Source organism: Vibrio algivorus (assembly GCF_030161215.1).
Lineage (GTDB): Bacteria > Pseudomonadota > Gammaproteobacteria > Enterobacterales > Vibrionaceae > Vibrio > Vibrio algivorus.
The window spans coordinates 243,119-264,649 of sequence record NZ_BSPV01000004.1 but is presented as its reverse complement, the minus strand read 5'-3'; the positions used below and the strand labels follow the sequence as shown (position 1 = coordinate 264,649).

The following is a 21,531-nucleotide window of genomic DNA, read 5'->3' as shown; positions in this document are numbered from 1 at the left end:
TGAATATTACCCACGTAAACGTTTCAGTACAGTATCTTGGTCAAGGCGCTGCTGCAAAGGCGCATAATCAATTCCTTTATCAAAGATATATTCTGTTAGCAAAACTCGCACTTCATTGACTAACTCTTGTTCATCCCAAGGTTTGATAAAGAAACGGTCTACCTGAGCAAGATTAATCGCATCAATAAACACTTGTTGAGTTGGCCGCTGAGACAACATGACTTTTTTGGTATGGTGAAAACGTCGGTCTTTCGCTAAGTTTTGTAGCCAATCAACGCCATTTTGAGTCGGCATATTTTGATCGGATAAAATCACACAGGCATAGCGGCCATCTTGATCTAACTTTTCTAAGTACTCTTGGGCACTCTCAGCATCTGAACAAATTTTAATTTTTACCCAATCGGTGAATTCAGCCAAGTCATGTGCTAATTGAAATAACACTTCCGGCTGATCATCCACGCAAATAATATGAAACTTTTCCATGTTAATCTCACTAATAAATTACATTTAAAACCGCGACTAATACAAAGCTCAGCACAACACCGACCAAGCCAACGATCACCCCAACCTTAGCCATGTGCTGAGTTTTAATATGCCCCGTTGCATGAGCTAACGCATTAGGTGGCGTACTAATCGGCAGTGCCATACCAAGCGAGGCTGCAAAAGTAACAACTAAAATCAACATCGCTTGGCCACCTAATACCTCTAAGCTTGCCATCGTGGCTCCTAACGCTGCCATAATTGGCATTAATAAATTCGCAGTTGCCGTATTCGACATAAAGTTAGCCATCAATAAGCTCAATAATGCCGCGCCCCCTAATACCGCATAAGGTGAGAATTCACCAAACGGAATGCTATATACCACCAAAGCAGCTAGACCACTTTTATCTAAGGCAAGGCCGAGAGCGATACCGCCAGAAACCAACCAAAGCACATCCCATGAAATCTTCTTTAAGTCTTCTTTGGTGATAATACCTGTGACTAAAAAAACCGTTACAGGAATCATGGCAACCGTATAAGAATTCATACCGTGACTACTGCCCATCAGCCATAGCACAATCGTTACAATGAATGTGACATACACAATAATTGCTTGAGGTGTTTTGAGGAACTTGCCTTTGATATCTAATGTAATGCTGCGCTGCTTAGCTGGAAATAATACCAGAATCAACATCCATGCAATCGCCATTAACACAATCACAAACGGCACTGCAAACGCCATCCATTCACCAAAAGAAATTGTGGTCGTCGATTGTAAATACTTCAATGCAATTGCATTCGGTGGAGTACCAATTGGAGTACCTATTCCGCCAATATTCGCCGCAAGCGGTATACATAACGCAAATGCAGTACGACTCGGATCATCTGGTTTCAATAGCACCATTACAGGCGCCAAAATAGATAGCATCATTGCCGTTGTCGCTGTATTGGACATAAACATTGAAAACATGGCTGTAATGAGCATTAACCCTAAGATCATAAAGCGTGGCTGTTCACCAAAAGGCTTTAACAACACTCGGGCTAAGTTGATATCTAAACGGTATTTAGTCGCTGCAATCGCTAAAAAGAACCCTCCCAAGAACAGCATAATAATAGGGTTCGCGAAGGTCGCCATAATATCGGTGTGATTAAGAATAACACCGTAATTATCTGATGTTTGTTGACCGGTAAACCACACAATGGATTTATCGGAAATCAACAATAGCTCAAAACAAATAATAGCCACTGAAGTAGCATAGATTGGAATCGGTTCTAATATCCAACTGAGTGCCGCAAATAAAAAAATCGCCGCCACGCGTTGCTGAATAATCGTCATGCCTTCAAATGGAAAAGCTGAAAGTGGTAGGAACAAGATGATCAAAGGGATCACAATTGGTAATAAATAGCGAAGATTCAAACGCATAATCTTTACTCTACTGCTAAGGTCTCCCTCCATAATCTACCGACTATGCATTCTTAATATAGAACTAGATCAATGATTTGTGCGTTATTGCCTTTGCGTTATTGATTATGTGACTATACCCAAGTAACTTCAAGATGCAAAAAGGCAGCTTCTCGGCTGCCTTTCACTTTTACATAGCGTGTTATTTTAGCGCTTTTGAGCTTGTTTCTTTAGCTCAAAATCAAACTCATCAGGGAAGACAATTACGCCCTCTTGCTCAGCATTAGGGAATATCACTACAGATAACTCGTCATCTTCTAAACCGCTAGTCCAACGGCTGTGCCACTTGTTCAATGAAATCGCTTCTGGCTTACAGTTTTCCCAATCACCATTCGCCCATGCTTGAGCAAACTCTTCATTTGGCCAAACGGGTACACAATCTTCATCTTCGGTGTTCAACATCACACAGCCATCTTCATCCACTAGAATCCAGATCTGACGATTGGCAACCACTTCTTTAATGCAGTATGTAAATCGCTTTTCGCTATCAAAACTTAAAATTTCTTGAACGCGTTCATCACTCAGTACTTGTGTCATATTTTGCCCTTAAAATAAAAAAGGCGAGTTATCCACCCGCCCTCTTAATTAATCTTCGTCGAACATCACTATACCCAAGTGACTTGGGTATAGTATATAAATTACTTAGCCAGTTCGGTTTGCAACCACGGCCAACCTTGCTTCTTACGGCTTAAGGTGTTTTCCATGGTTAGAGAGCCATCTTTAACATGTTTCTCAAGCTTAGCAGACCATTCGCCTTTGAATAGCAGCTCAGTCGTGCTGGTTGTGATGTCAGTAAGCATAAGCGCTGCAAAAGCTAAACCGTCTTCTTGACAACGACGCTCAAGGTCCGAGTTCAAGTCATCAATCATGCCGTCAATTTGCTCCATTGTCGCAAGCTCTACTTGGCCTACGACTACATCACGGCCATTGAATGGATAAGCTTTTAAATCTTTCTCAACTAGTTGAGCTGCGCTTAGACCTTGAATATCTGTTTTCGCAATCAACAAGTTCTTGATAAATTCGTCTAGATTTTCGATACCAGCGATTTCCGCTAACTCTTTCACTGCCGCCTCATCTTTTGGCGTACAAGTTGGAGAAGCAAAGCCAACGGTGTCAGATAAGATTGCTGACATCATAAGAATCGCATAAGGCTTCTCGATTTTTGTTTCTTCCATTTTGAATAAGTTGAACAAAATCGTACAAGTACAGCCTACCGGCCAGATCCAAGCTTCTAGTGGATTGACTGTCATCACATCACCTAGACGGTGGTGATCGACAATACCAACAATTTCAGCTTCAGCGATATCATCTGGTGCTTGAGAAATATCAGTATAATCCACTAACCAGATTTTTTGCCCTGCAACACCGGTACACATTTCAGGTTGCTCAACCCCCGCTTGCTCAAGAATATACTGAGTTTCACGGTTTAGTTCACCTTGACGAACTGGTTTTGCTTCAAGACCACGGGCTTTTAAAAGCTCAGTGGCAACCAATGCACTACAAATGCTATCACTATCTGGGTTTTTGTGACCGACTACTTGGATCATGTGTTTTCCTATTACGACTATTTATACTTAGGATATTCCCGTGATTCTAGCGGAAATATTTTGCCCGATACTTTACCTGATTTTCAAAATTTGTCATTGCTCAAGTGACAATTTAATAATCAAATATCCACTACAAATTTATGTTTAAAAAATTAAAACCTTTTTTTGCTGCAATTAGCAGCAGTTATCGACAGTAATAGTGAACAAGGCATCAAAACTGTCGTTTATTGCTTGTCAGATCTGACAAATGCAACCTATTGTGTTTCTAAGATTATTTTAAAGGTAAGGAATCACAATGAAATTTACTGTAGATCATATTGCTGAGTTAAACCTGTTACTTCAATTCGACCCAACTAGCCTACAAACTGGTATTAAAGTGCATAACGACGCTGCGCCAGAACTGCAAGCAGCAGCAAAGAGTTTGTTTGATAAGAATCTATGCACCCTACCAGACGGCGGTTACCTGACAAGCGAAGGGATTGAACTTGCCGAGCACGCATTGAAAGTATTGAATGTGTTGTCTTCTAAGGCGTAAAGATTCCGCTAATTTTTAATGCTAAGCTTCTATAAAAGCAGAGCTTCTTCGTTTGAGGCTCTGTTTTTTTGTTTAAATAAGCTACTACAATGTATCCGCCCCATGAACTAGCTCCTTGTTCTCAAATGTCAGTTTCCGATAAAAATAAAAGGAGCTGTCCGAGGTAATAGAAATAATCTAGGATGGTTACAATAGCTAAAGCTGAAACACTTACCTCCATCATAAGAGAAAAAGTGATGAAGCCAGATAGCATTGTTTATACCGATACATGGTGTAACAAAAGAGCATTTATATCTGTATTTAAAAGAATGTGAATGGAGGTTTAATAACAGCAATCCAAAGAGTCGATTAAATAAATTAAGTCAATGAGTTAAAAAATATATGGGTTAGTTATCTAGGGCAACCCCAAATAAAAATAAAATACACACTGACAACTGTTTATAGGGCTTATTTGAAGTAGAACGATTTTCAGTACGTACTCTTTCCTGAGAAAGCATTGTTTGCTGAGGATGTTGTATCGCACTAGCATGGATTTGAGTTGCTTTCTTTTTCTCGAACGCAAAATTCATTTGTCGAACTTGATGATCAAATACCGCATTATAAATGTCAAACAAGACCGCTTGTTTCGAGTTCATAGAGGTTGTATTTTCTAATTCTCCTAGCAACATCGAGACTTCATCTAGATGAAGAAATTTCACAATATTGAACGTACATACAGAACAAGTACACAATGTGGTAGAGTTTTGCTTGGTGACAGTCTTGCATTCAGGGCATCTAAAATAGAGATCTGCATATCTATACTCTAAATTATTTTTATCACTATTTCGATTAACGCAATCCTTAATTACTTGTGCCGTAATATCCGAGACTTTGTTATCTCGAAATTCCCTCTTAGAGCCCCCAACTTGACTATTCGGTAACGTTGTTAAATAGTTTTGAATAACCATTTTAGCTTCTTCTGGGCTGCAAGTGAACCACTCTGAATTTTTCCCGATGAAGAGTGCTTTATGCGACTATATTTTTTAGTGAGGCGATAATGAATATCTGTCTCGATTTTATTTAATGCACCATTAGTTACATTCAATGGGAATTGTTCCACAATACGATAGTATGGGTTAGTCGTTTCACTTTCTCGCATTTTAGTATCTCTTATTGTCCTCCCTACTTTGGACTCATTGCTATCTCTCGAATCGACTCCGATATAGATAAATGATGGGGAATCCTTTTTTCTTTTTTTGTTGTTCATTTTACTAATTTCTAGTGGTTCCGAGCCAAACATAAAAAAATATGTTTTCGTACTCAAGAAGTAAGTTACCAATCATTAGACTTTACTGACCACTACAATTTAATAGACAGAAAAATCTCACCTAGACTTTCCACCTATCATTCCATTCATTTATCCATCCAACAAGCTAAACATCTAAATTTATACGGAAACTGTCAGTTCAGCTCACTGATTTAATAAATCCTATGTGTGCAATTTTAATACACGATATATGGAAGGAGATTCTGAACTGCGCTCGTCCCTCGCTTTTCAGAATGACGAAAGTGTTTAACTTCTTTAGGCCGTCATTCCGTACATGAGCCTCAGCGAAGAAGATCGGAATCTCCCACAGTGAGTTGAGTCTCAAAGGCTGTCATGTGTGGCAGGAGATTCTGAATCACGTTCGTGCCTCACTGTTCAGAATGACAACTAATATAAAAACGCCCCACTTCATAACAAAGTGAGGCGTTTCATAGCTAGCTTAGCGAGTAAATCTACTCTACCGTCTCAAGCTCTTGTAATTGGTCGGTTTTTTCTTTCGGGCCATTGCCAAAGCCACGTAAGCCGACGACGTGCACGTGTTCGTGATCTTTAAACACTTTACGTACTAGTTTGTAGGTGGTGCCTTTTTCTGGGCTGATGTTTTCCGGTGCAGCAATCAATAATTGCATATCTAGGCGGTCACATAGCTCAAATAACGTATTGATGGATTTGGTATCCAAACGTGCGGCTTCATCCAAGAACAATAAGCGACACGGCACAATATCTTTACTGCGCAGGCGGCGAGATTCTTCTTCCCAGCTTTGGATAACCATCAACAAAATTGATTGACCGGTACCAATCGCTTCACCAGTGGATAACGCGCCAGATTCCGCTTGTAGCCAACCTTCTGAACCACGGTTTACTTCAATACTCAGCTCTAAGTAGTTACGGTAGTCCAGTAACTCTTCGCCCAAGATTTGCGGTGAGCGTTGACCCATATCGATATGTGGGTTCACGCGTTGGAACAATTTCGCCATCGCTTCTGAGAAAGTTAAGCGTGGGTTATCAAACAAATCTTGATGCTGGTCTTGCTGCTCTGCCAGGCCTGCTAATAGCATTTCATGGCTTTCACGAATACCAACATTTAAGCGCACGCCACGTACCTGACCAAAGGCAATGTTAGACAAACCTTGGTTTAGCATACGAATACGGTTTTGCTCACGCTGAATAGTCTTCTTAATGATATTTGCCACTGAGCCTGAACTAATTGCCAGACGGTTTTCACGTTGGGTGAGCTCTTCAGTTAGGCGAGCTAACTCTACTTCCATCTCTTCAATGGCTTCAACTGGGTCGCTAGTGTGAATAATATCTTGGCGAATACGCTCACGTAGATGTTGGTAAACCGCGATATAGAACAAGACTTTGCCTTCAGGACGAGCATTATCTTCTGAGCCGCGTAGCGCATCACGTAGTGTTTCATTATTAGCAACTGCTAAGCGCAAGGCGCCCAGAGATTTATCCGACATTGAACGTAGTTCGTTATCAGAAAGGTATGCCAACTCACGACGATGCAAGCGACGTTCAACATCATTCAAACGTGCTAAACGTAAAACCGAGCACCAACCCGCTTTAGCGTTAACCACAAACTTACGTAAGTCTTTGTAGTCTTTTTCAATTTTCTTCACGCGCTTGGTTAGCGTTTTCATTTCCATATCGGTTGCGGTAAGAGTACGTTCAAATTCACTCTTACGTTGACGAGATAGGTGTAGACGTTCATAAAGTTCGTTTTTACGTGTTTCTGCACGCTCTACTGCACCGATATCAGCCGTTACACCATATTCTTGCAGCTCTTGTTTGAACTCTTGTACCGTTTCCAGTTTGGCTTGGTGCGAAGATTTCAATGAAGCCAATAATTGGTTGTATTGGTTCATCTGACCTTGCGCTTGTTTTAAACCTTCACGGCTACGTACTTTAGCCTGTTCCGCTTGTTCAAGTTTACGTTTGAGCTGTTCGTTTAATTCGCTACTTTGATCAAGTAAGGAAACGGAATCAGAGTAAGCAAAGTAATGGCGACGTTCATGTAGATCTGCCAGGGCAAACATTTGAGTTTTCAATGTTTGTAAGTTTTGATCTGCTTGTTGATACTGTGCTTGTAGCGCATCAAATTGCTCAGGATCCGCTTCTAGCGCAGATACCATGCTCGACAGTTTATCGGCTGCTTTACCATGTTGCTGAGTAAATGATTTGTATTGAGTAAGTTGCTCAAGCTTGTCGTTAATTTCTTCTAAACGCTCTGCTAGGCTTTCATCTTCAATTAAATGCATCAGGTTAGCCAGTTTATCTAGCTGAGCTAAGGCTTGCTTAGCCGTTTGCATTTGACTGCGTTGTTGTTGATCTTTTTCATCCAGTGATGCCAATTGACGAATCACTTGGTTTAAACCATCACGAACGTCAACGAGTTGTTGTTCTGGGTCGTCATTAAACGCAATGTGAATGTGTTTAGAAACAAATTCGTTATAGCTTTGATATAAGCGTTGTAGCTTCTGCGAATCAAATGCGGCTTTGGCGTACTCTTCTGCTACTTGTTCACGCTCAGCACGTAACAACTCTAAACGTTGCTCACGAGCGGCACGACCAAATAATGGAATAGAAGGTAAACGAGAATAACGTAACTGACGGTCGTTTAGCTGAACGCATACCGCGCCATCAAGCTCATCGGCATTAAAAGTACTGTCATCAAACGCATCAACATCGCCTTCAATGATGTAAAGATCTTCTGGGCAATCGTCTAAATCCACCAACTTTTCTTTAATGCCATCAAGATCAGACACGACGATAGCATGACGAGATGGTCCGTACATCGCGCTAAAATAAGGTGCATCTTCAATGGTGATGTCATCGTAAATTTCAGATAACAACACGCCGCCTAGACTATCCGCTAAGCCTTTTAGGCGAGGGTCATTAGAGCCTGATGGTGACGCTAGACGTTCGATATCACTGTCTAATTCATCACGGCGAGTCGACAAACGCTCTTTCGCCATTGATTGCTGTTTATCTTGCTCAAGCACTTGTTGCATTTGTGCCATTACTGAGTGGCTATCGGTTAGCTCAGCTTCTGTTTGTGATTGCAGTTTTTCTAGTGCTTCACTAGCCGCAATCCAGGCTGGCGCTTGCTTTTGCAGGGCTTGAATTTGTGCTTCAGAATCTTGTTGAGAGCGGCGTAAGTCACCACGTAAATCACGCAGTTCTTCTTGTTCACCAGTAAGGACATCAAGTTGCTCTAGGTGACGTTCACGTTCTTGCTCTAATACCATTTCATCATCAAGGCGAACTTGGTGTTGTGATTGGTATTGTTCAACGAGCTCAGAGGCTTGACGCTGCTCATTTAAGTTACGCTCAAGATCTCGCTGCTGTGCACGCCATTGTGATTCATTTTGTAGCCATTGCTGAGCCTGTTGAGATTTCTGTATCGCCTCTTTTGCATGTGACAGCGCTTCGGTGCGAGCCACATCACCGACAATACTTTTTACTAACGCTAATGCTTGCTCAAACTGCTCTGCTGCGGCAGAAGACATGTCTAATCTATGTTTTAACGACAATAATGCAGAAGTATTCTCCGACTCTTGTTGCTTCAATTCCGATAGTTGAGTCTGAGCATTATCAGCGGTCAAGTTATCGTTATCTGTAAGCTGTTGCGCTTTTTCTAACGCTTGCACGGCTTGTTGATATTGCAACGCGCGAGTCTGCTGTACATCTAATGCTTGTTGGTAATCGGCTAATTGCGACTTCAAGCTATCAACTTCTTGTTCAGAAACTTCTGCTTGCTCTTCTGCGATCGCGACTTGCTCTGCCGCTTCTTCCACGACCATGATTTGTTCTTCTAAGCGTTCACTTAGCTCTTCCAAATCTTCTTGATAACGTTCAATTTTTTCTTGTTGACGAATTGCCGTTTGAACGAGTTGCAAGTGATCGGCAGCCGCTTGGTGGTCTTGCTCTAAGCCAGACTCTTGCTCAACTAATTGCTCAAGTTCTGCTTGTACTTGCGTCATCAATTGCATTTGAGAAGTTAGAGTACTGCTCGATTGATTCAACTCACTGCGCAGTGCTAACGCTTGGTCAAGCTTTATACGGCGGTCATTGGCATGGCGCATGTAGTCTGCTGCCACGTAATTGGTCGATTCTGTAATTAAATGCTTGAATAGATCACGATCAGCTTGAGTCGTTTTGATGGCTTCTAGCGTCATGCGGTTTTCACGCAGCGCAGATTCCATATCTTGGAAGGCTTTCTTCACTCCTCCATTTTGTGGCAATAGGTAGTCACGCAATGAACGAGTGATCGCACTTGAAATACCGCCATATAAAGATGCTTCAATTAAACGATAGAACTTAGAGCGGTCACCAGTGTTGCGCAGTTTCTTCGGTAATACACCCATTTCAAACATCACGCTGTGGTAATCAGCCACTGACGAAAAGGCTTTAATTTGCACGCCTTCATATTCAGCGACTTTATCTTTTAGCTCATTGTAAGTACGAACACGAGCTTGGCCGTTTTCTAAGCTTTCAATTAATACATCGGTCGGTTTTACATTACTTGGCAAACCTTGGATAAGAATCGGTTTGATATCCACTTTCTTATCACGACCTGCGACTTGTTGCAGTTTTACAGTAAACAACAAGCGTTGATGACGTGAATTAACAACATCAAGCACAGAGTAACAAGTACCTGGTTGCAATTTACCGAATAAGCCTTTATCTCGAGACGCTTGTGAACTACCAGCCTCGGTGGTGTTACGGAAATGCAGTAAGCTTTGGTCTGGAATTAATGCGGTGATGAAAGCGGCCATCGTCGTCGACTTACCCGCACCATTACCACCAGAAAGCGTGGTCACTAACCCATCAATATCAAAAGTACGAGCAAAGAAGCCGTTCCAGTTGATCATAGTTAGCGATTGATATTTACCTCTTTCGATCATATTTTCTTGCGTGATCATAGGTCACCTGCTTTCTGTTCTTGTTCTGCTTGTTCTTGCTCGGCAAAGTCTTCTAATTGTTCATCAGAAGCATCTTGCTTATCTTGAGTATCATTTGCTTTGTTTGGGTCAACGGCTTCAGGGTCAAGCACGGCTTCACCATCACGGATCAAGCGTAGTTGCGCTTCACGAACATCATCACCGACACGCACGTCCGCGCCAAAACGGAATGCTGCTTCACTGATTCTAAATTTCTCATCGTCACCAACTGGCAATACCATACCGATGCGACGTAAACGACGCAGCGAAGTACGCACTTTTTCAAACAGCTTTTCTTTATCCAGATCCGAACCGGTTGCACGGTTAGTTACTAGTCGCATCAATTTCTTTTCATCGGCAAGATTTAACAGTTCTTCGTATAGTTCTTGATTTGTAAAGATACCTTCATGCGCTAGACGCTCAGGGCTTAAATATAAAAAGCACAAGATTTTACCCACCAGCATATCGAGTTCCGATAACACACTGCGACCAATAAAAGAGGTTGAACGCGGACGTAGATAAAAGAAACCTTCTGGTGCGCGGACAAGCTCAACATTATAACGCTGATAAAAAGCGCCGAGATCACCATCAAAATCACTTAAAAAAGCGTAGTTATCCATATCATCACTTGAGATATGGCGGCCCGCACGTAGTTGGCTATCAAGCGCTGGGAATAACGGATTAGATAATGCTTTCACCAATTGTTCTGGCATGTAAGCATCTTGAGAGTTGTCGGTCTCTTGTGAATAGCTGGTATTTTGAGACAGATCTGCGCTGTGCGCTTCGTAATTAGTATTGATCGATGACATTCGCTTGTACCTTTGCTCCAAAATCGTTTATCGCTTTCCAATCCGGTTGAATGGCTTGGTAATCCGATTCGGAATACCCCATTCTTACCGCTTGGTCGATCACCATTCTGGCTAAATCAAAATGTTGCGCGTGAGAATGCTGCGCAAGGTAATCTCGTAATACCGAGCCTAAATCAATAGGTTGGCCAGTTTCTTTGTGTTGTTGAAGCATGGCGGCGACACGCTCGCTCAGCTCATCATCAACAGTCGTTAATTCTTCATATTCCACTTCATCTGGAATCGTCCCCGTCACTTCGTCATCACGTAATAACATGGCTTCATCACGCATATCTCTCAGACGTTCTGCATCGGCGTAGGTCAAATACCACGGCATATCAAAGTAATCCGTCACAGACTGACGTAAGCGCTGACTAAAGGCTCGGTTTTGATCCATATCGATAGCAGTACGAATAAATTTATGTACGTGGCGATCATAACCAATCCATAAATCTATCGCTTGCTGGCCCCAACTAACAATACGGTCGAGTTTGGTTTGCAGTGAAAACAAAATAGCATCAATGAAATCTAAACCTTCTTGACCATAGATAAGCTGTTGAATATCAAGAAGCTGAGTTTGTAGTTCATCCCCAGCCGCTTGTAGTGTATCTTGCAGTTCATTCAGAGTCGTCGACGTTTCAGTCAGTAAGCTTTCACAACTGCTGATCGCATCACGCCAGTCTTGGTTTAGTAGTTCAGCAATTTGGTTTTTAATTTCCACTTGCTGATCATCCATAACACGCTGATTTAAATCGATACGATCAAAAATTTCATTTACCGAATATTTCAGCACGCCATAAACATGCTTTTGCCATTGCGTAACATCGGAAGCTTGATTAGCGGCCTCGACGGCTTTCGACATTTCATCGGCAACCATAGACAACTGAATGGATAACTTAAGCTTTGAGAATTCACGATGTCGGACGTAGTAATCGGTAATAGAAACGCCTAGTGGCGACATGCGATAAATGCTTGCCCCGTCATTGAGCTCACTGACAAAGCGGCTCATTAACCTTTGGGAGACCAATTCATTGATCGCATTGTTGGCACGAAATGCCGAAGCCTCACCGGTTTCATCAAACATGTTAGTGACGATTTTGAATGCATCATGCAATTCACCCTCGCCAAGCTCTTCATCGAACTTTTCATTGCTTAATACGGCAATCGCAATCAAAAAAGCTAATCGCTCAGAAGAAAGGTTCAATGAAAAGTCATGTTGCTTCACCCAGCTGACCAGCTCATCGATTGGTTGTTCACCTATCGTTTTGCCCTCAAGCGGTTGTCTACTTGTCAACGGTTGAAGTGAAGATTGAGTTATTTCACTCATTATCATTCCTGTATTTACTAATGACTCTCAGACTATTCGGCAGCCTGAGGCTTTTGCGCCCACACATGAATATAGCGCCCAAGAGAAAGATAAGGCTCTGTGCGGCATAACTGCTGTTCTAATGCCAACACATCTTCTGGCCCATACTCGCCCATGTATTGTTGGTTTCCGATATAGTCGTTAAAACATCGGATACCTGATTTACCACAAATGTCGAAGCCTGCAGATTCTATCCATTGATAGACCTCTTCGGGTAATAAGCCATGTTGAGGCTGCAACTTAAAGCGCTTACGATGTGGCATTCCCTGCAAAATGTGAGGAATATTACCACAAGTTACATTTTTCAAAACCAAACCGTGGTGATTATAAAACATCACTGAAATGATGCCGCCCGGCTTTACCTTTTCAAGTAAGCTTGCTAATACTTGCTGCGGATTTTCCAACCATTCCATCACAGCATGAAATAACACTAAATCCGACTTCTCACTTAAGTGTTCATCGAGATGTTGAATAGCAGAATGAACAAAGCGAAATTGTGAATATAATCCATTATTATCAATATTTTGCTTAGCTAACGCCAACATTTCACTGGAAATATCACACAACGTGACTTGATGCCCTAACTGAGCAATTTTTTGCGACATTTGAGCTAAACCGCCTCCTGCATCTAATACAGATAGAACGTCTTTTTTCTGTTGTAAACGGTCTAAAGCTTGCTCAATATCTTGCCAAAGGATCACTTGACGAATATCGCCTTTATCGGAACCATAGATGTTTTTGGCGAATTTATGCGCGATATCATCGAAATTTCGATCATTGTCCATTTTTTTTCATTTAAGATAACTGAATTTTGCGTGTATTCTGTCACAGCAATTACAGGAATAAAGCAATTACTCCGTTTTACCTGCTGAATGATGAATTTTTGGACTATTTAAAATGTTTGAATTGAAAAAATTAATTGGTGCTCTGCTTATGCCTTTGCCTGCCTTGTTGATTATAGGTTTTATTGGCTTATTTCTTATTATGTTCACCTACAAACGCGGCTTAGGGTGCTTATTCACTTTTGTTTCTTTAATGGGGATCTTTCTATTTTCTTTCCAACCCATTTCGACCTCATTATTGAAACCAACTGAGCGTGCTTATAAAGCTTTTGTGCCAGTAGATGGCGCCATTGACTATGTCATGGTATTAGGAAGTGGCCATATTGTTGATAACGATATTCCAGCAACTTCGGAACTATCTCGCAATGGTTTGATGCGTCTTGCGGAAGGTATTCGTATTTTACACCTCTACCCTGGAGCAAAATTAATTTTGTCTGGTTATAACGGTGGCACATCGGTAAGTAATGCACGAATGATGGCGAATGTTGCTGTTTCATTAGGCGTAGCAAAATCCGATATCATTCTATTAGAAAGTGCTCAAGATACTTGGGATGAAGCGCATCAAGCGGCAGGTTTTGTTGCTGATAAACGTATGGTACTGATCACCTCTGCCAGTCACATGAAACGTGCTATTGGTGAGTTTAACAAAGCAGGACTTGAACCTATCCCTGCACCGACCAATTACTTAGCTTTTGATGATATTAAACAGCCATGGGATAAATATTCTCCACAAGCGAAATATCTAGAGCAAAGTGAACGTTATTGGTATGAGCAGCTTGGTCGATGGTGGTCTTCTTTACGCGACACACTAAGTAACCAGAAGAATTCCGGTACGGCTACAACGTTAGAGTAACGAGATAATACGCGAGCAATCGATAACGTTGCTGCTAACGTGCGGTATTTGTTTTGTCATAAAAATGCCATATCTGATTGTCAGTCATGGCATTTAAGACTAAAATCGTAGTTCATAAAATACAGAATAAAATTAAGTCGCTGATTAAAGGCGACTTTTATCTTTTTAGATTAGAATAAATCCGGCGAAGACGTCGGCATAAAGGAAATTCACTATGGCTACAATTAAAGATGTCGCACGTATTGCAGGTGTTTCTACCACCACAGTGTCACATGTCATCAATAAGACTCGTTTTGTTGCAGAAGCAACTCAAGAAAAAGTCATGGCCGCAGTGAAAGAACTGAATTATGCCCCAAGCGCTGTTGCCCGTAGTCTGAAATGCAATACCACTAGCACCATTGGTATGTTAGTAACGCAGTCAACTAATCCATTTTTTGCCGAAGTAGTAGATGGCGTAGAAAGCTATTGTTACCGCAAAGGTTACACTCTGATCCTTTGTAATACTGGTGGCCGTGCAGATAAACAACGTGATTATATTCGTATGTTAGCTGGCAAACGTGTTGATGGCCTTTTAGTGATGTGTTCAGACTTAGATGCTGATTTACAAGAGATGCTAGATGGTCACCCAGATATTCCTAAGGTCGTCATGGATTGGGGCCCAGAAAGCTCTCAAGCAGATAAGATCATCGATAACTCTGAAGAAGGTGGCTATTTAGCAACTCGTTACCTCATGGCTCAAGGTCACAAAGATATTGCTTGTCTAAGTGGTCACTTCGAAAAAGTTGCCTGTAAAGAACGCATCTCTGGCTGCAAACGCGCATTAGCGGAAGACGGTTTAACGCTTCCAGAAGAGTGGTTACTTGAAGGTAACTTTGAGTGTGATACCGCCGTGATCGCTGCAGATAAAATTCTTGCTATGGAGAAAAAACCAACCGCCGTTTTCTGCTTTAACGATATTATGGCACTCGGCTTAATGAGCCGCTTACAAGAAAAAGGCATGAAAGTACCAGAAGATATTTCGGTTATTGGTTACGATAACATTGATATTTCACCTTACTTCTCACCACCTTTAACGACAGTTCACCAGCCAAAACGTCGTCTAGGTAAGAATGCGGTAGAGATTTTATTAGAGCGTATTAAAGATAAAAATCATGCTAAGCAGACATTTGAGATGTTCCCTGAGATTATTGAACGCTCTTCGGTAAAAACATTGAAATAGTAGTATTCTTAGCCGAGTAACGAATAACTAAACCAGCGCTGATGTCGTTGGTTTTTTTATTGAAATTTTTTAGGCGGATCATCTGTCTATATTGATATACCTAACTTTGTATAAGGATATACATGAAACGTCTGCTACTTAGCTTCATTTTGATCACTCTGCCACTGCTTTCTTCTGCTAAAGATATCTCCATTAGCCAGTTAGATTGGCAACAAGTTGAACAACGAGCAAAAGGACAAGATGTTTACTTTAATGCTTGGGGTGGTAGCCAAGAGATTAATGACTATCTTCGTTGGGTAGCAAAGCAAGTAAAACAAAAGTATGGCATTGAACTTCACCACGTTAAGGTCACTGATATTTCCGAAACCACCACTCGCCTGCTCGCTGAAAAAACTGCTGGAAAACATTCTGGTGGTAGTGTCGATATGGTGTGGATCAATGGTGAAAATTTCAAATCAATGAAGAATAACCAATTACTCTACGGCCCTTTCGTTTCAAGCTTGCCAAATTGGAAAAAAGTCGACTCTAGTCTCCCTGTCACTAATGATTTTTCTGAACCAACAGAAGGATTAGAAGCGCCGTGGGGGGTGGGTCAATTAGTCTATATTCATGATCAGAAAAAGTTACCGACACCCCCACAGTCAGCACAACAATTATTCGATTATGCAAAACACCACCCTGGGCGTATTACCTACCCTAAGCCACCTCAGTTTCATGGCACTAGCTTTTTAAAAGCCTTACTTATCGAACTTTCTGATGAAAAGAGCGCGCTATCTAAGCCCGTTGATGAAGACTCATTTACTCAAGTAACTCAACCTTTATGGGATTACTTAGATGCTATTCAACCTTATTTATGGCAACAAGGCCGCCAATTCCCAACCACTCAACCTGAAATGCTGCAATTGCTCGATGATGATCAAATTGATATTGCTCTTACCTTCAACCCAAATGAAGTTTTTTCAGCCCAAGCAAGCGGTAAGTTAGCCCCAACAACGAAAACCTATGCATGGAAAAATGGCGCATTGTCTAACATTCATTTTCTTGCCATCCCATGGAACGCTAATGCAAAAGAAGGGGCATTAGTCGTAATTAACTTTCTACTCAACCCTCAAGCACAATCACGTAAAGGTGATATCAATGTCTGGGGAGACCCATCAGTATTGCAAACCAAATACTTAACAGGCAGTGCTCAAAAAACGATGTTATTTCCCTCAATTGAAGAGCCTCACCCTAGTTGGCAAACCGCACTAGAACAGGCTTGGATTGAGCGATATAGCCAATAACAACGAATTAAGGGCGCTCATGCAAAGCAAGCAAAGACGTATGCTAAGCATCGGTTATTTACTGGTGATTTTGATCTGCTTTCTCCCCCTTTTTCCGGGGGTGTTAGGCATGGTAATCCCTGCTTTTGGTTTCATTCCGCCGCTTGGTCTAAATATCTTTACCTTGGATGGATTTATTTCAGCTATCAGTTGGCCGGGGGTTGAGCGTTCTCTCTTACAAACCATAATGATCGCGGTTGTCAGTACAGTGATTGCCGTCATAATGACCTTTGCTATTTTGCAAGCCTATTGGGGAAGCCATTCATGGCAGCGAATTGAAAAACTTTTATCCCCTATACTCGCATTACCTCATGTCGCTTTTGCGGTTGGTTTCTTATTCTTATTTTCTGATACTGGTTGGTTAGCCCGTCTTTTTAGCTTCATGGTTAGTGATACTTCAGGGGTTCCCCATGTATGGTTTACTTGGATTTACTCACTACAAGACAATATTGGTATTAGTCTAGCCCTTGCATTAGCAATCAAAGAAACGCCTTTTTTGTTATTAATGAGTGTCGCAATACTGAATAACTTAAAAGTCAAACAAACACTGCAAGTAACACAAGGTTTGGGATACTCTGTTGCTCAATCATGGTGGAAAGCGATTTTTCCCCAATGGCTACGCCACATGCGTTTTCCTCTTTTCGCTATCATGGCTTATTCCTGCTCGGTGGTTGATGTTAGTTTGATTTTAGGCCCAACTCACCCTCCTACATTTGCAGTGTTAGTATGGCAATGGTTTAACGATCCAGATTTATCTCAACTTCCAAGGGCGGCAGCGGGTGCTTTTCTCTTGTTTATTTTGTGTTCTATTTTAATTGGCTTAATTTGGCTAACAGAACGCTTAGTACTAGGGGGATACCGAACTTGGTTAACCTCTGGCCGAAATGCTTCCTTGGGTGTCAGGCCTTATTTCTTTCACCTCATCGCAAGCATTAGCTTATTGACTATTCCGGTAATGATCATTTGGACATTTGCCTTACGCTGGTCTTATCCAAATCTACTCCCTACCTTTTGGAGCACTCGGTTTTGGTTAAATGAATGGCCATATATTCAAGACACCATTTTAACCAGTGTTTGGCTAGCTTTATTCAGCGCAGGAATGGCTCTTGTTCTTGCTCTCATTGCTCATGAGTATCGCCAGCATTTTCGTTATCATATTCCTATGTATGTGATTGCCTTACCTATGTTGATCCCTCAGCTCTCTTTACTATTTGGCTTACAAATCACCACCCTTTGGATTAATCAGGAACATTATTGGCTATGGGTAATTTGGGCGCATACATTTTTTGTTTTTCCCTATGTCTACCTATCTTTGGATGGGCCATGGAAAAGCTACCCTAACCGACTATCCCAAACTGCGGTAAGCCTCGGTGTTTCACCCGTTAAAGTCTTTTTCGCCATAAAGTTGCGTACATTAGTCAGCGGAATATTATTTGCTTGGGCGATGGGTATGAGCGTGAGCCTAGCGCAATATTTACCAACGTTAATGTTAGGCTCTGGAAGAGTTGTCACATTGACGACAGAAGCCGTTGCATTATCCAGTGGCCATGATCGTAGAGTCGTTGCTCTTTATGCTTTATGGCAGGCCATTCTACCCTTTGCTTTTTTCAGCTTAGCGCTTATCGGTAACCGTATTTTTCAGAGCCGGAGTAAAGCGACCTATAAGCAGGAGTCACCTTCATTATGAGTTTGTCATTAGAGCAGCTATCCATTTATCATCAGATATCAAAAACATCTGATTCGAAAAAAACACCACTGGTTAGTAACCTCAATTTAACCATTTCACATGGTACAGTACTTACATTAATGGGCCCAAGTGGTTGTGGAAAGTCAACATTACTTAATGTAATTGCTGGCCACCTCAGCCAAGAGTTTTACTATGACGGTAAAATAATATTAAATAATGAAGAGATCCAAGCTAGCGATCCTCACAAACGTTCTATCGGCATCTTATTTCAAGATGACTTACTTTTCCCACATTTGAATGTTTGGGAAAATATTGCATTTGCTTTGCCAAATAATATCAAAGCTAAAGAAAGAAAGTTGGAAGCTCTAGCAGCCTTAGATAACGTTGGATTACTTGCTATTGCCTACTCTATGCCACATCAAATTTCAGGTGGACAAAGAGCCCGAGTCAGTCTTATTAGAATGTTAAGCGCACAACCTAAGGCTGTTTTACTCGATGAACCATTCAGTAAATTGGATCCCGAATTACGAGTTAACTTTCGAGATTGGGTATTTAAACAACTCGCTGTAGCTCAAGTGCCAACTTTGATGGTCACACACGATAAAGCAGATGCTCCAACCAACGGAAAAATCATGCACTGGGAGCAATTTAGCACGGAGAATTCCCATGCTTGATAGATATGTCATTCCATTAATAAAGCACCCATTAAACTCCTTAGCAAAGCAGTGCGTTCAACGTCATATCAAAGCTGATCATGTCACTTTGGCAAGCTTTCTTATTGGTCTCTTGGCTATCCCTGCATTATGGGGGGAACATTACCTTTTGGCTTTATTATTGATTGTATTAAACCGCATTGGTGATGGTCTTGATGGTGCGATTGCGAGGCAAACACAAACCTCTGACGCAGGTGGTTTTCTTGATATTTGCTTGGATTTCATATTTTATGCTCTGATCCCATTTGGCTTTATCCTAGCCAATCCAGAACAAAACACACTTTGGGCAGCATTATTAATTGTCAGTTTTGTTGGCACAGGTAGTAGCTTCTTAGCATTTGCCTCTATTGCTGGAAAACGAAATATCACCAACCCAGTTTATCAACACAAATCTTTATATTACATGTCAGGCATAACGGAAGGGACTGAGACGATTGGTTTTTTTATCGCATTTTGTCTCTGGCCAGCTCTTTTCCCCCAACTTGCTGCCATCTTTGCAGCGCTATGTTTTATAACCACAATAAATAGAATTTGGGCAGGTTATCGCACCATTCAATCATCAGAAACTCAGTAATCACAGTATAAAAAAGGATAATTTATGAAGATATTCAGCGCAGGCAATCCTGTTGAAGCACACATTGTTTGTGAATTACTCAAAAGCCACCGCATTGAGGCAAAAGTTCATTCAGGTGAGATTTTCAGCTTAAAAGGAGAAGTTCCTTTAACCAGTGATACTGACCCTTATGTATGGTTACTTGATGAACAAGATGAAGAAAGAGCAAAGCAGTTAATACGAGATTATGAAAAAGAAGAGTTGAGACCAAATTGGGATTGCCAACAATGCGGGGAAAGTATTGAAGCTCAATTCGCCGTTTGTTGGAATTGTGGTCAAGCGAATCCATCACAAGATCAAACAGCTTAGCCACTAAGGTCTGTTAAATAAGGCCTGTTAAATTTACTAATTTAAACCTGACTGTTTTGTTGGATGAAAGCTAAAGAATGTTGATTAAACTCAACCGGCTTTTCAACATTGCAAACATGCCCGCAGCCAGGAATCTCAAGCAAACGACTGAATTTATGCTGCTTCACCATCTCTTTCACTGGGCGGATAAACATGTAGTCCATCTCTCCCATCAAATACAGAGTTGGAATCGGTAACTCACGATCTCTGAAGTAACGCATCATAGGATTAACATCAACCGACAACTTAAACCAACGTTTAAACTCTTTCTGACAAAGTTTCTTGGCTTCTCGAATAAATAAATGGCGGGATTCTTTTTGCCCACGCTGCGGCATAATAATGTAAGCAAATAGCTTATAGAGCCACATATAAGGAATAATATTTTTGCTCCAATAACCTACCTTAACCAAAAGTTGTGAACGGACATCAAGTCGTGTTACTGCTCCACCAAGCACCATACTTTGAACTTTCTCTGGTGCCATTTCAGCTAAGTTTCGCACTAAGATCGTACCTAAAGACATACCGATAAAATGCGCTTTTTCAATATTGAGGTGCTCTAATACATTAAGAATGTCAGTTGTTACATCTTGGAATGAATAGTGCTTTGAAATGATGTTCTTCAATAATTGATTTGAACGCCCATGTCCTCTTAAATCAATCAAAAGTAGGTTGTAATGCTGACGGTAATCTTTAATTTGTTTGAACCATAGAGACGAGCTGCCGCCAGCACCATGAACGAATACAACCCATTCTTGGCTAGTTGGATGCAAATATGTTTTATGAAACAAAAGCTCTTTTGTCATAATAAAAATACTACGTCTTATAGTTAAAATTTATCTATCGATTGTACCACACCAAGCCTTATCTCTGCGTTTTTTTACTAAGCTCTATTATGTGAGTTTATGTTGCAAAAAACACTTTACCTCATGTTAACTTGAGGTTTTATCCTTTTATAAAAATAACCCAATACAATAACTCAAAGGAATGTGTATGTACCTAGAACATGTAAATTTAGTCGTTAGTGATGTTCCCGCCATGATTCACTTTTATCAAACTGCGTTCCCTCATTGGACTATCCGTAGTGAAGGTGATGACGAATGGCATGGAAAACCAAGGCATTGGTTACATTTAGGTGATGATTACCAATATCTTGCTATCAGTAACCACGGTGAAGGACAAAACCGTGATCTAGATGGTTACCAAGTCGGTTTAGCGCACTTTGCTTATTCGGTAGACAACCTCGATAGCATAGTAGAAAGGCTAATCAGTAATGGATATGAAATAGCTAAACCTGGAGCAGAGAATCCATTTAGGAAAAACGTCTACTTCGTCGACCCTGCAGGGTTTGAAGTTGAGTTTGTAGAGTATTTGACAGATATTCCAAGTGAGCGAAATAACGATTTATAAAGCGACAAAAAAGCCAGTGTCAAAGTAGGCACTGGCT

The 21,531-nt window shown here is 41.2% G+C and carries 20 protein-coding genes; 9 read left to right on the top strand and 11 right to left on the bottom strand.

What is annotated here, in order from left to right; translation table 11 throughout:
• Positions 1-6 precede the first annotated feature (6 nt).
• The 4 genes from QQJ93_RS06940 to QQJ93_RS06925 form a co-directional block, all read right to left on the bottom strand.
• A complete protein-coding gene (locus tag QQJ93_RS06940) occupies positions 7-483 on the bottom strand; it encodes a response regulator (RefSeq protein ID WP_089122793.1) in 477 nt (158 codons plus the stop codon).
• A gap of 10 nt (positions 484-493) precedes the next feature.
• Positions 494-1,903: an SLC13 family permease gene (locus tag QQJ93_RS06935; protein WP_089122792.1), complete on the bottom strand. Its 1,410-nt coding sequence runs from the start codon at positions 1,901-1,903 to the stop codon at positions 494-496.
• Positions 1,904-2,089: 186 nt separating this feature from the next.
• A complete protein-coding gene (locus QQJ93_RS06930) occupies positions 2,090-2,479 on the bottom strand; it encodes a DUF2750 domain-containing protein (RefSeq protein ID WP_089122791.1) in 390 nt (129 codons plus the stop codon).
• 101 nt (positions 2,480-2,580) lie between these two features.
• Positions 2,581-3,489: a manganese-dependent inorganic pyrophosphatase gene (locus tag QQJ93_RS06925; protein ID WP_089122790.1), complete on the bottom strand. Its 909-nt coding sequence runs from the start codon at positions 3,487-3,489 to the stop codon at positions 2,581-2,583.
• A 295-nt stretch (positions 3,490-3,784) separates the two neighbouring features.
• Here QQJ93_RS06925 and QQJ93_RS06920 point away from each other — a divergent pair, with 295 nt between their 5' ends.
• Complete coding sequence (locus tag QQJ93_RS06920; RefSeq protein ID WP_089122789.1) at positions 3,785-4,024, top strand: TIGR02647 family protein; 240 nt, start codon at positions 3,785-3,787, stop codon at positions 4,022-4,024.
• Between the two features lie 386 nt (positions 4,025-4,410).
• Here QQJ93_RS06920 and QQJ93_RS06910 read toward each other — a convergent pair whose 3' ends face one another.
• The 6 genes from QQJ93_RS06910 to cmoM all read right to left on the bottom strand — a co-directional run bounded on the left by QQJ93_RS06910 (position 4,411) and on the right by cmoM (position 13,275).
• Positions 4,411-4,722 (bottom strand): hypothetical protein, encoded by a 312-nt coding sequence (locus tag QQJ93_RS06910; RefSeq protein WP_145981752.1) that lies wholly within the window; start codon positions 4,720-4,722, stop codon positions 4,411-4,413.
• A 227-nt stretch (positions 4,723-4,949) separates the two neighbouring features.
• A complete protein-coding gene (locus QQJ93_RS06905; RefSeq protein ID WP_284186060.1) occupies positions 4,950-5,162 on the bottom strand; it encodes a hypothetical protein in 213 nt (70 codons plus the stop codon).
• 620 nt (positions 5,163-5,782) lie between these two features.
• A complete protein-coding gene (mukB, locus tag QQJ93_RS06900) occupies positions 5,783-10,243 on the bottom strand; it encodes a chromosome partition protein MukB (protein WP_089123579.1) in 4,461 nt (1,486 codons plus the stop codon).
• 14 nt (positions 10,244-10,257) lie between these two features.
• Complete coding sequence (mukE, locus tag QQJ93_RS06895) at positions 10,258-10,992, bottom strand: chromosome partition protein MukE (RefSeq protein WP_284186071.1); 735 nt, start codon at positions 10,990-10,992, stop codon at positions 10,258-10,260.
• A 76-nt stretch (positions 10,993-11,068) separates the two neighbouring features.
• On the bottom strand, positions 11,069-12,451 hold the full coding sequence (gene mukF, locus QQJ93_RS06890) for a chromosome partition protein MukF (protein ID WP_089122785.1): 1,383 nt from the start codon (positions 12,449-12,451) through the stop codon (positions 11,069-11,071).
• Positions 12,452-12,483: 32 nt separating this feature from the next.
• On the bottom strand, positions 12,484-13,275 hold the full coding sequence (cmoM, locus tag QQJ93_RS06885) for a tRNA uridine 5-oxyacetic acid(34) methyltransferase CmoM (RefSeq protein WP_089122784.1): 792 nt from the start codon (positions 13,273-13,275) through the stop codon (positions 12,484-12,486).
• Positions 13,276-13,387: 112 nt separating this feature from the next.
• On the opposite strand from cmoM, the gene elyC reads away from it, so the two are divergent.
• The 7 genes from elyC (at position 13,388) to QQJ93_RS06850 (ending at position 20,048) form a co-directional block, all read left to right on the top strand.
• Positions 13,388-14,185, top strand: coding sequence for an envelope biogenesis factor ElyC (gene elyC, locus QQJ93_RS06880; protein ID WP_089122783.1), 798 nt, complete (start codon positions 13,388-13,390; stop codon positions 14,183-14,185).
• 214 nt (positions 14,186-14,399) lie between these two features.
• Positions 14,400-15,404, top strand: coding sequence for an HTH-type transcriptional repressor PurR (gene purR, locus QQJ93_RS06875; protein ID WP_089122782.1), 1,005 nt, complete (start codon positions 14,400-14,402; stop codon positions 15,402-15,404).
• A 122-nt stretch (positions 15,405-15,526) separates the two neighbouring features.
• The gene (locus tag QQJ93_RS06870) at positions 15,527-16,687 is read left to right on the top strand and encodes an ABC transporter substrate-binding protein (protein ID WP_089122781.1); all 1,161 of its coding nucleotides are present in this window, start codon (positions 15,527-15,529) and stop codon (positions 16,685-16,687) included.
• A 19-nt stretch (positions 16,688-16,706) separates the two neighbouring features.
• Positions 16,707-18,413 (top strand): ABC transporter permease, encoded by a 1,707-nt coding sequence (locus QQJ93_RS06865; protein WP_284186059.1) that lies wholly within the window; start codon positions 16,707-16,709, stop codon positions 18,411-18,413.
• On the top strand, positions 18,410-19,087 hold the full coding sequence (locus QQJ93_RS06860; protein ID WP_089122780.1) for an ATP-binding cassette domain-containing protein: 678 nt from the start codon (positions 18,410-18,412) through the stop codon (positions 19,085-19,087). Before QQJ93_RS06865 ends, QQJ93_RS06860 begins: the two co-directional genes overlap by 4 nt.
• Complete coding sequence (locus QQJ93_RS06855) at positions 19,080-19,700, top strand: CDP-alcohol phosphatidyltransferase family protein (protein ID WP_089122779.1); 621 nt, start codon at positions 19,080-19,082, stop codon at positions 19,698-19,700. The genes QQJ93_RS06860 and QQJ93_RS06855 overlap by 8 nt, the downstream gene beginning before the upstream one ends.
• A 24-nt stretch (positions 19,701-19,724) precedes the next feature.
• Entirely contained in the window at positions 19,725-20,048 is a 324-nt protein-coding gene (locus QQJ93_RS06850; RefSeq protein WP_089122778.1) for a putative signal transducing protein, read from the top strand.
• A gap of 41 nt (positions 20,049-20,089) precedes the next feature.
• Here QQJ93_RS06850 and QQJ93_RS06845 read toward each other — a convergent pair whose 3' ends face one another.
• Complete coding sequence (locus QQJ93_RS06845; protein WP_089122777.1) at positions 20,090-20,890, bottom strand: alpha/beta fold hydrolase; 801 nt, start codon at positions 20,888-20,890, stop codon at positions 20,090-20,092.
• Between the two features lie 187 nt (positions 20,891-21,077).
• Here QQJ93_RS06845 and QQJ93_RS06840 point away from each other — a divergent pair, with 187 nt between their 5' ends.
• Positions 21,078-21,494, top strand: coding sequence for a VOC family protein (locus QQJ93_RS06840; protein WP_089122776.1), 417 nt, complete (start codon positions 21,078-21,080; stop codon positions 21,492-21,494).
• Positions 21,495-21,531 lie beyond the last annotated feature (37 nt).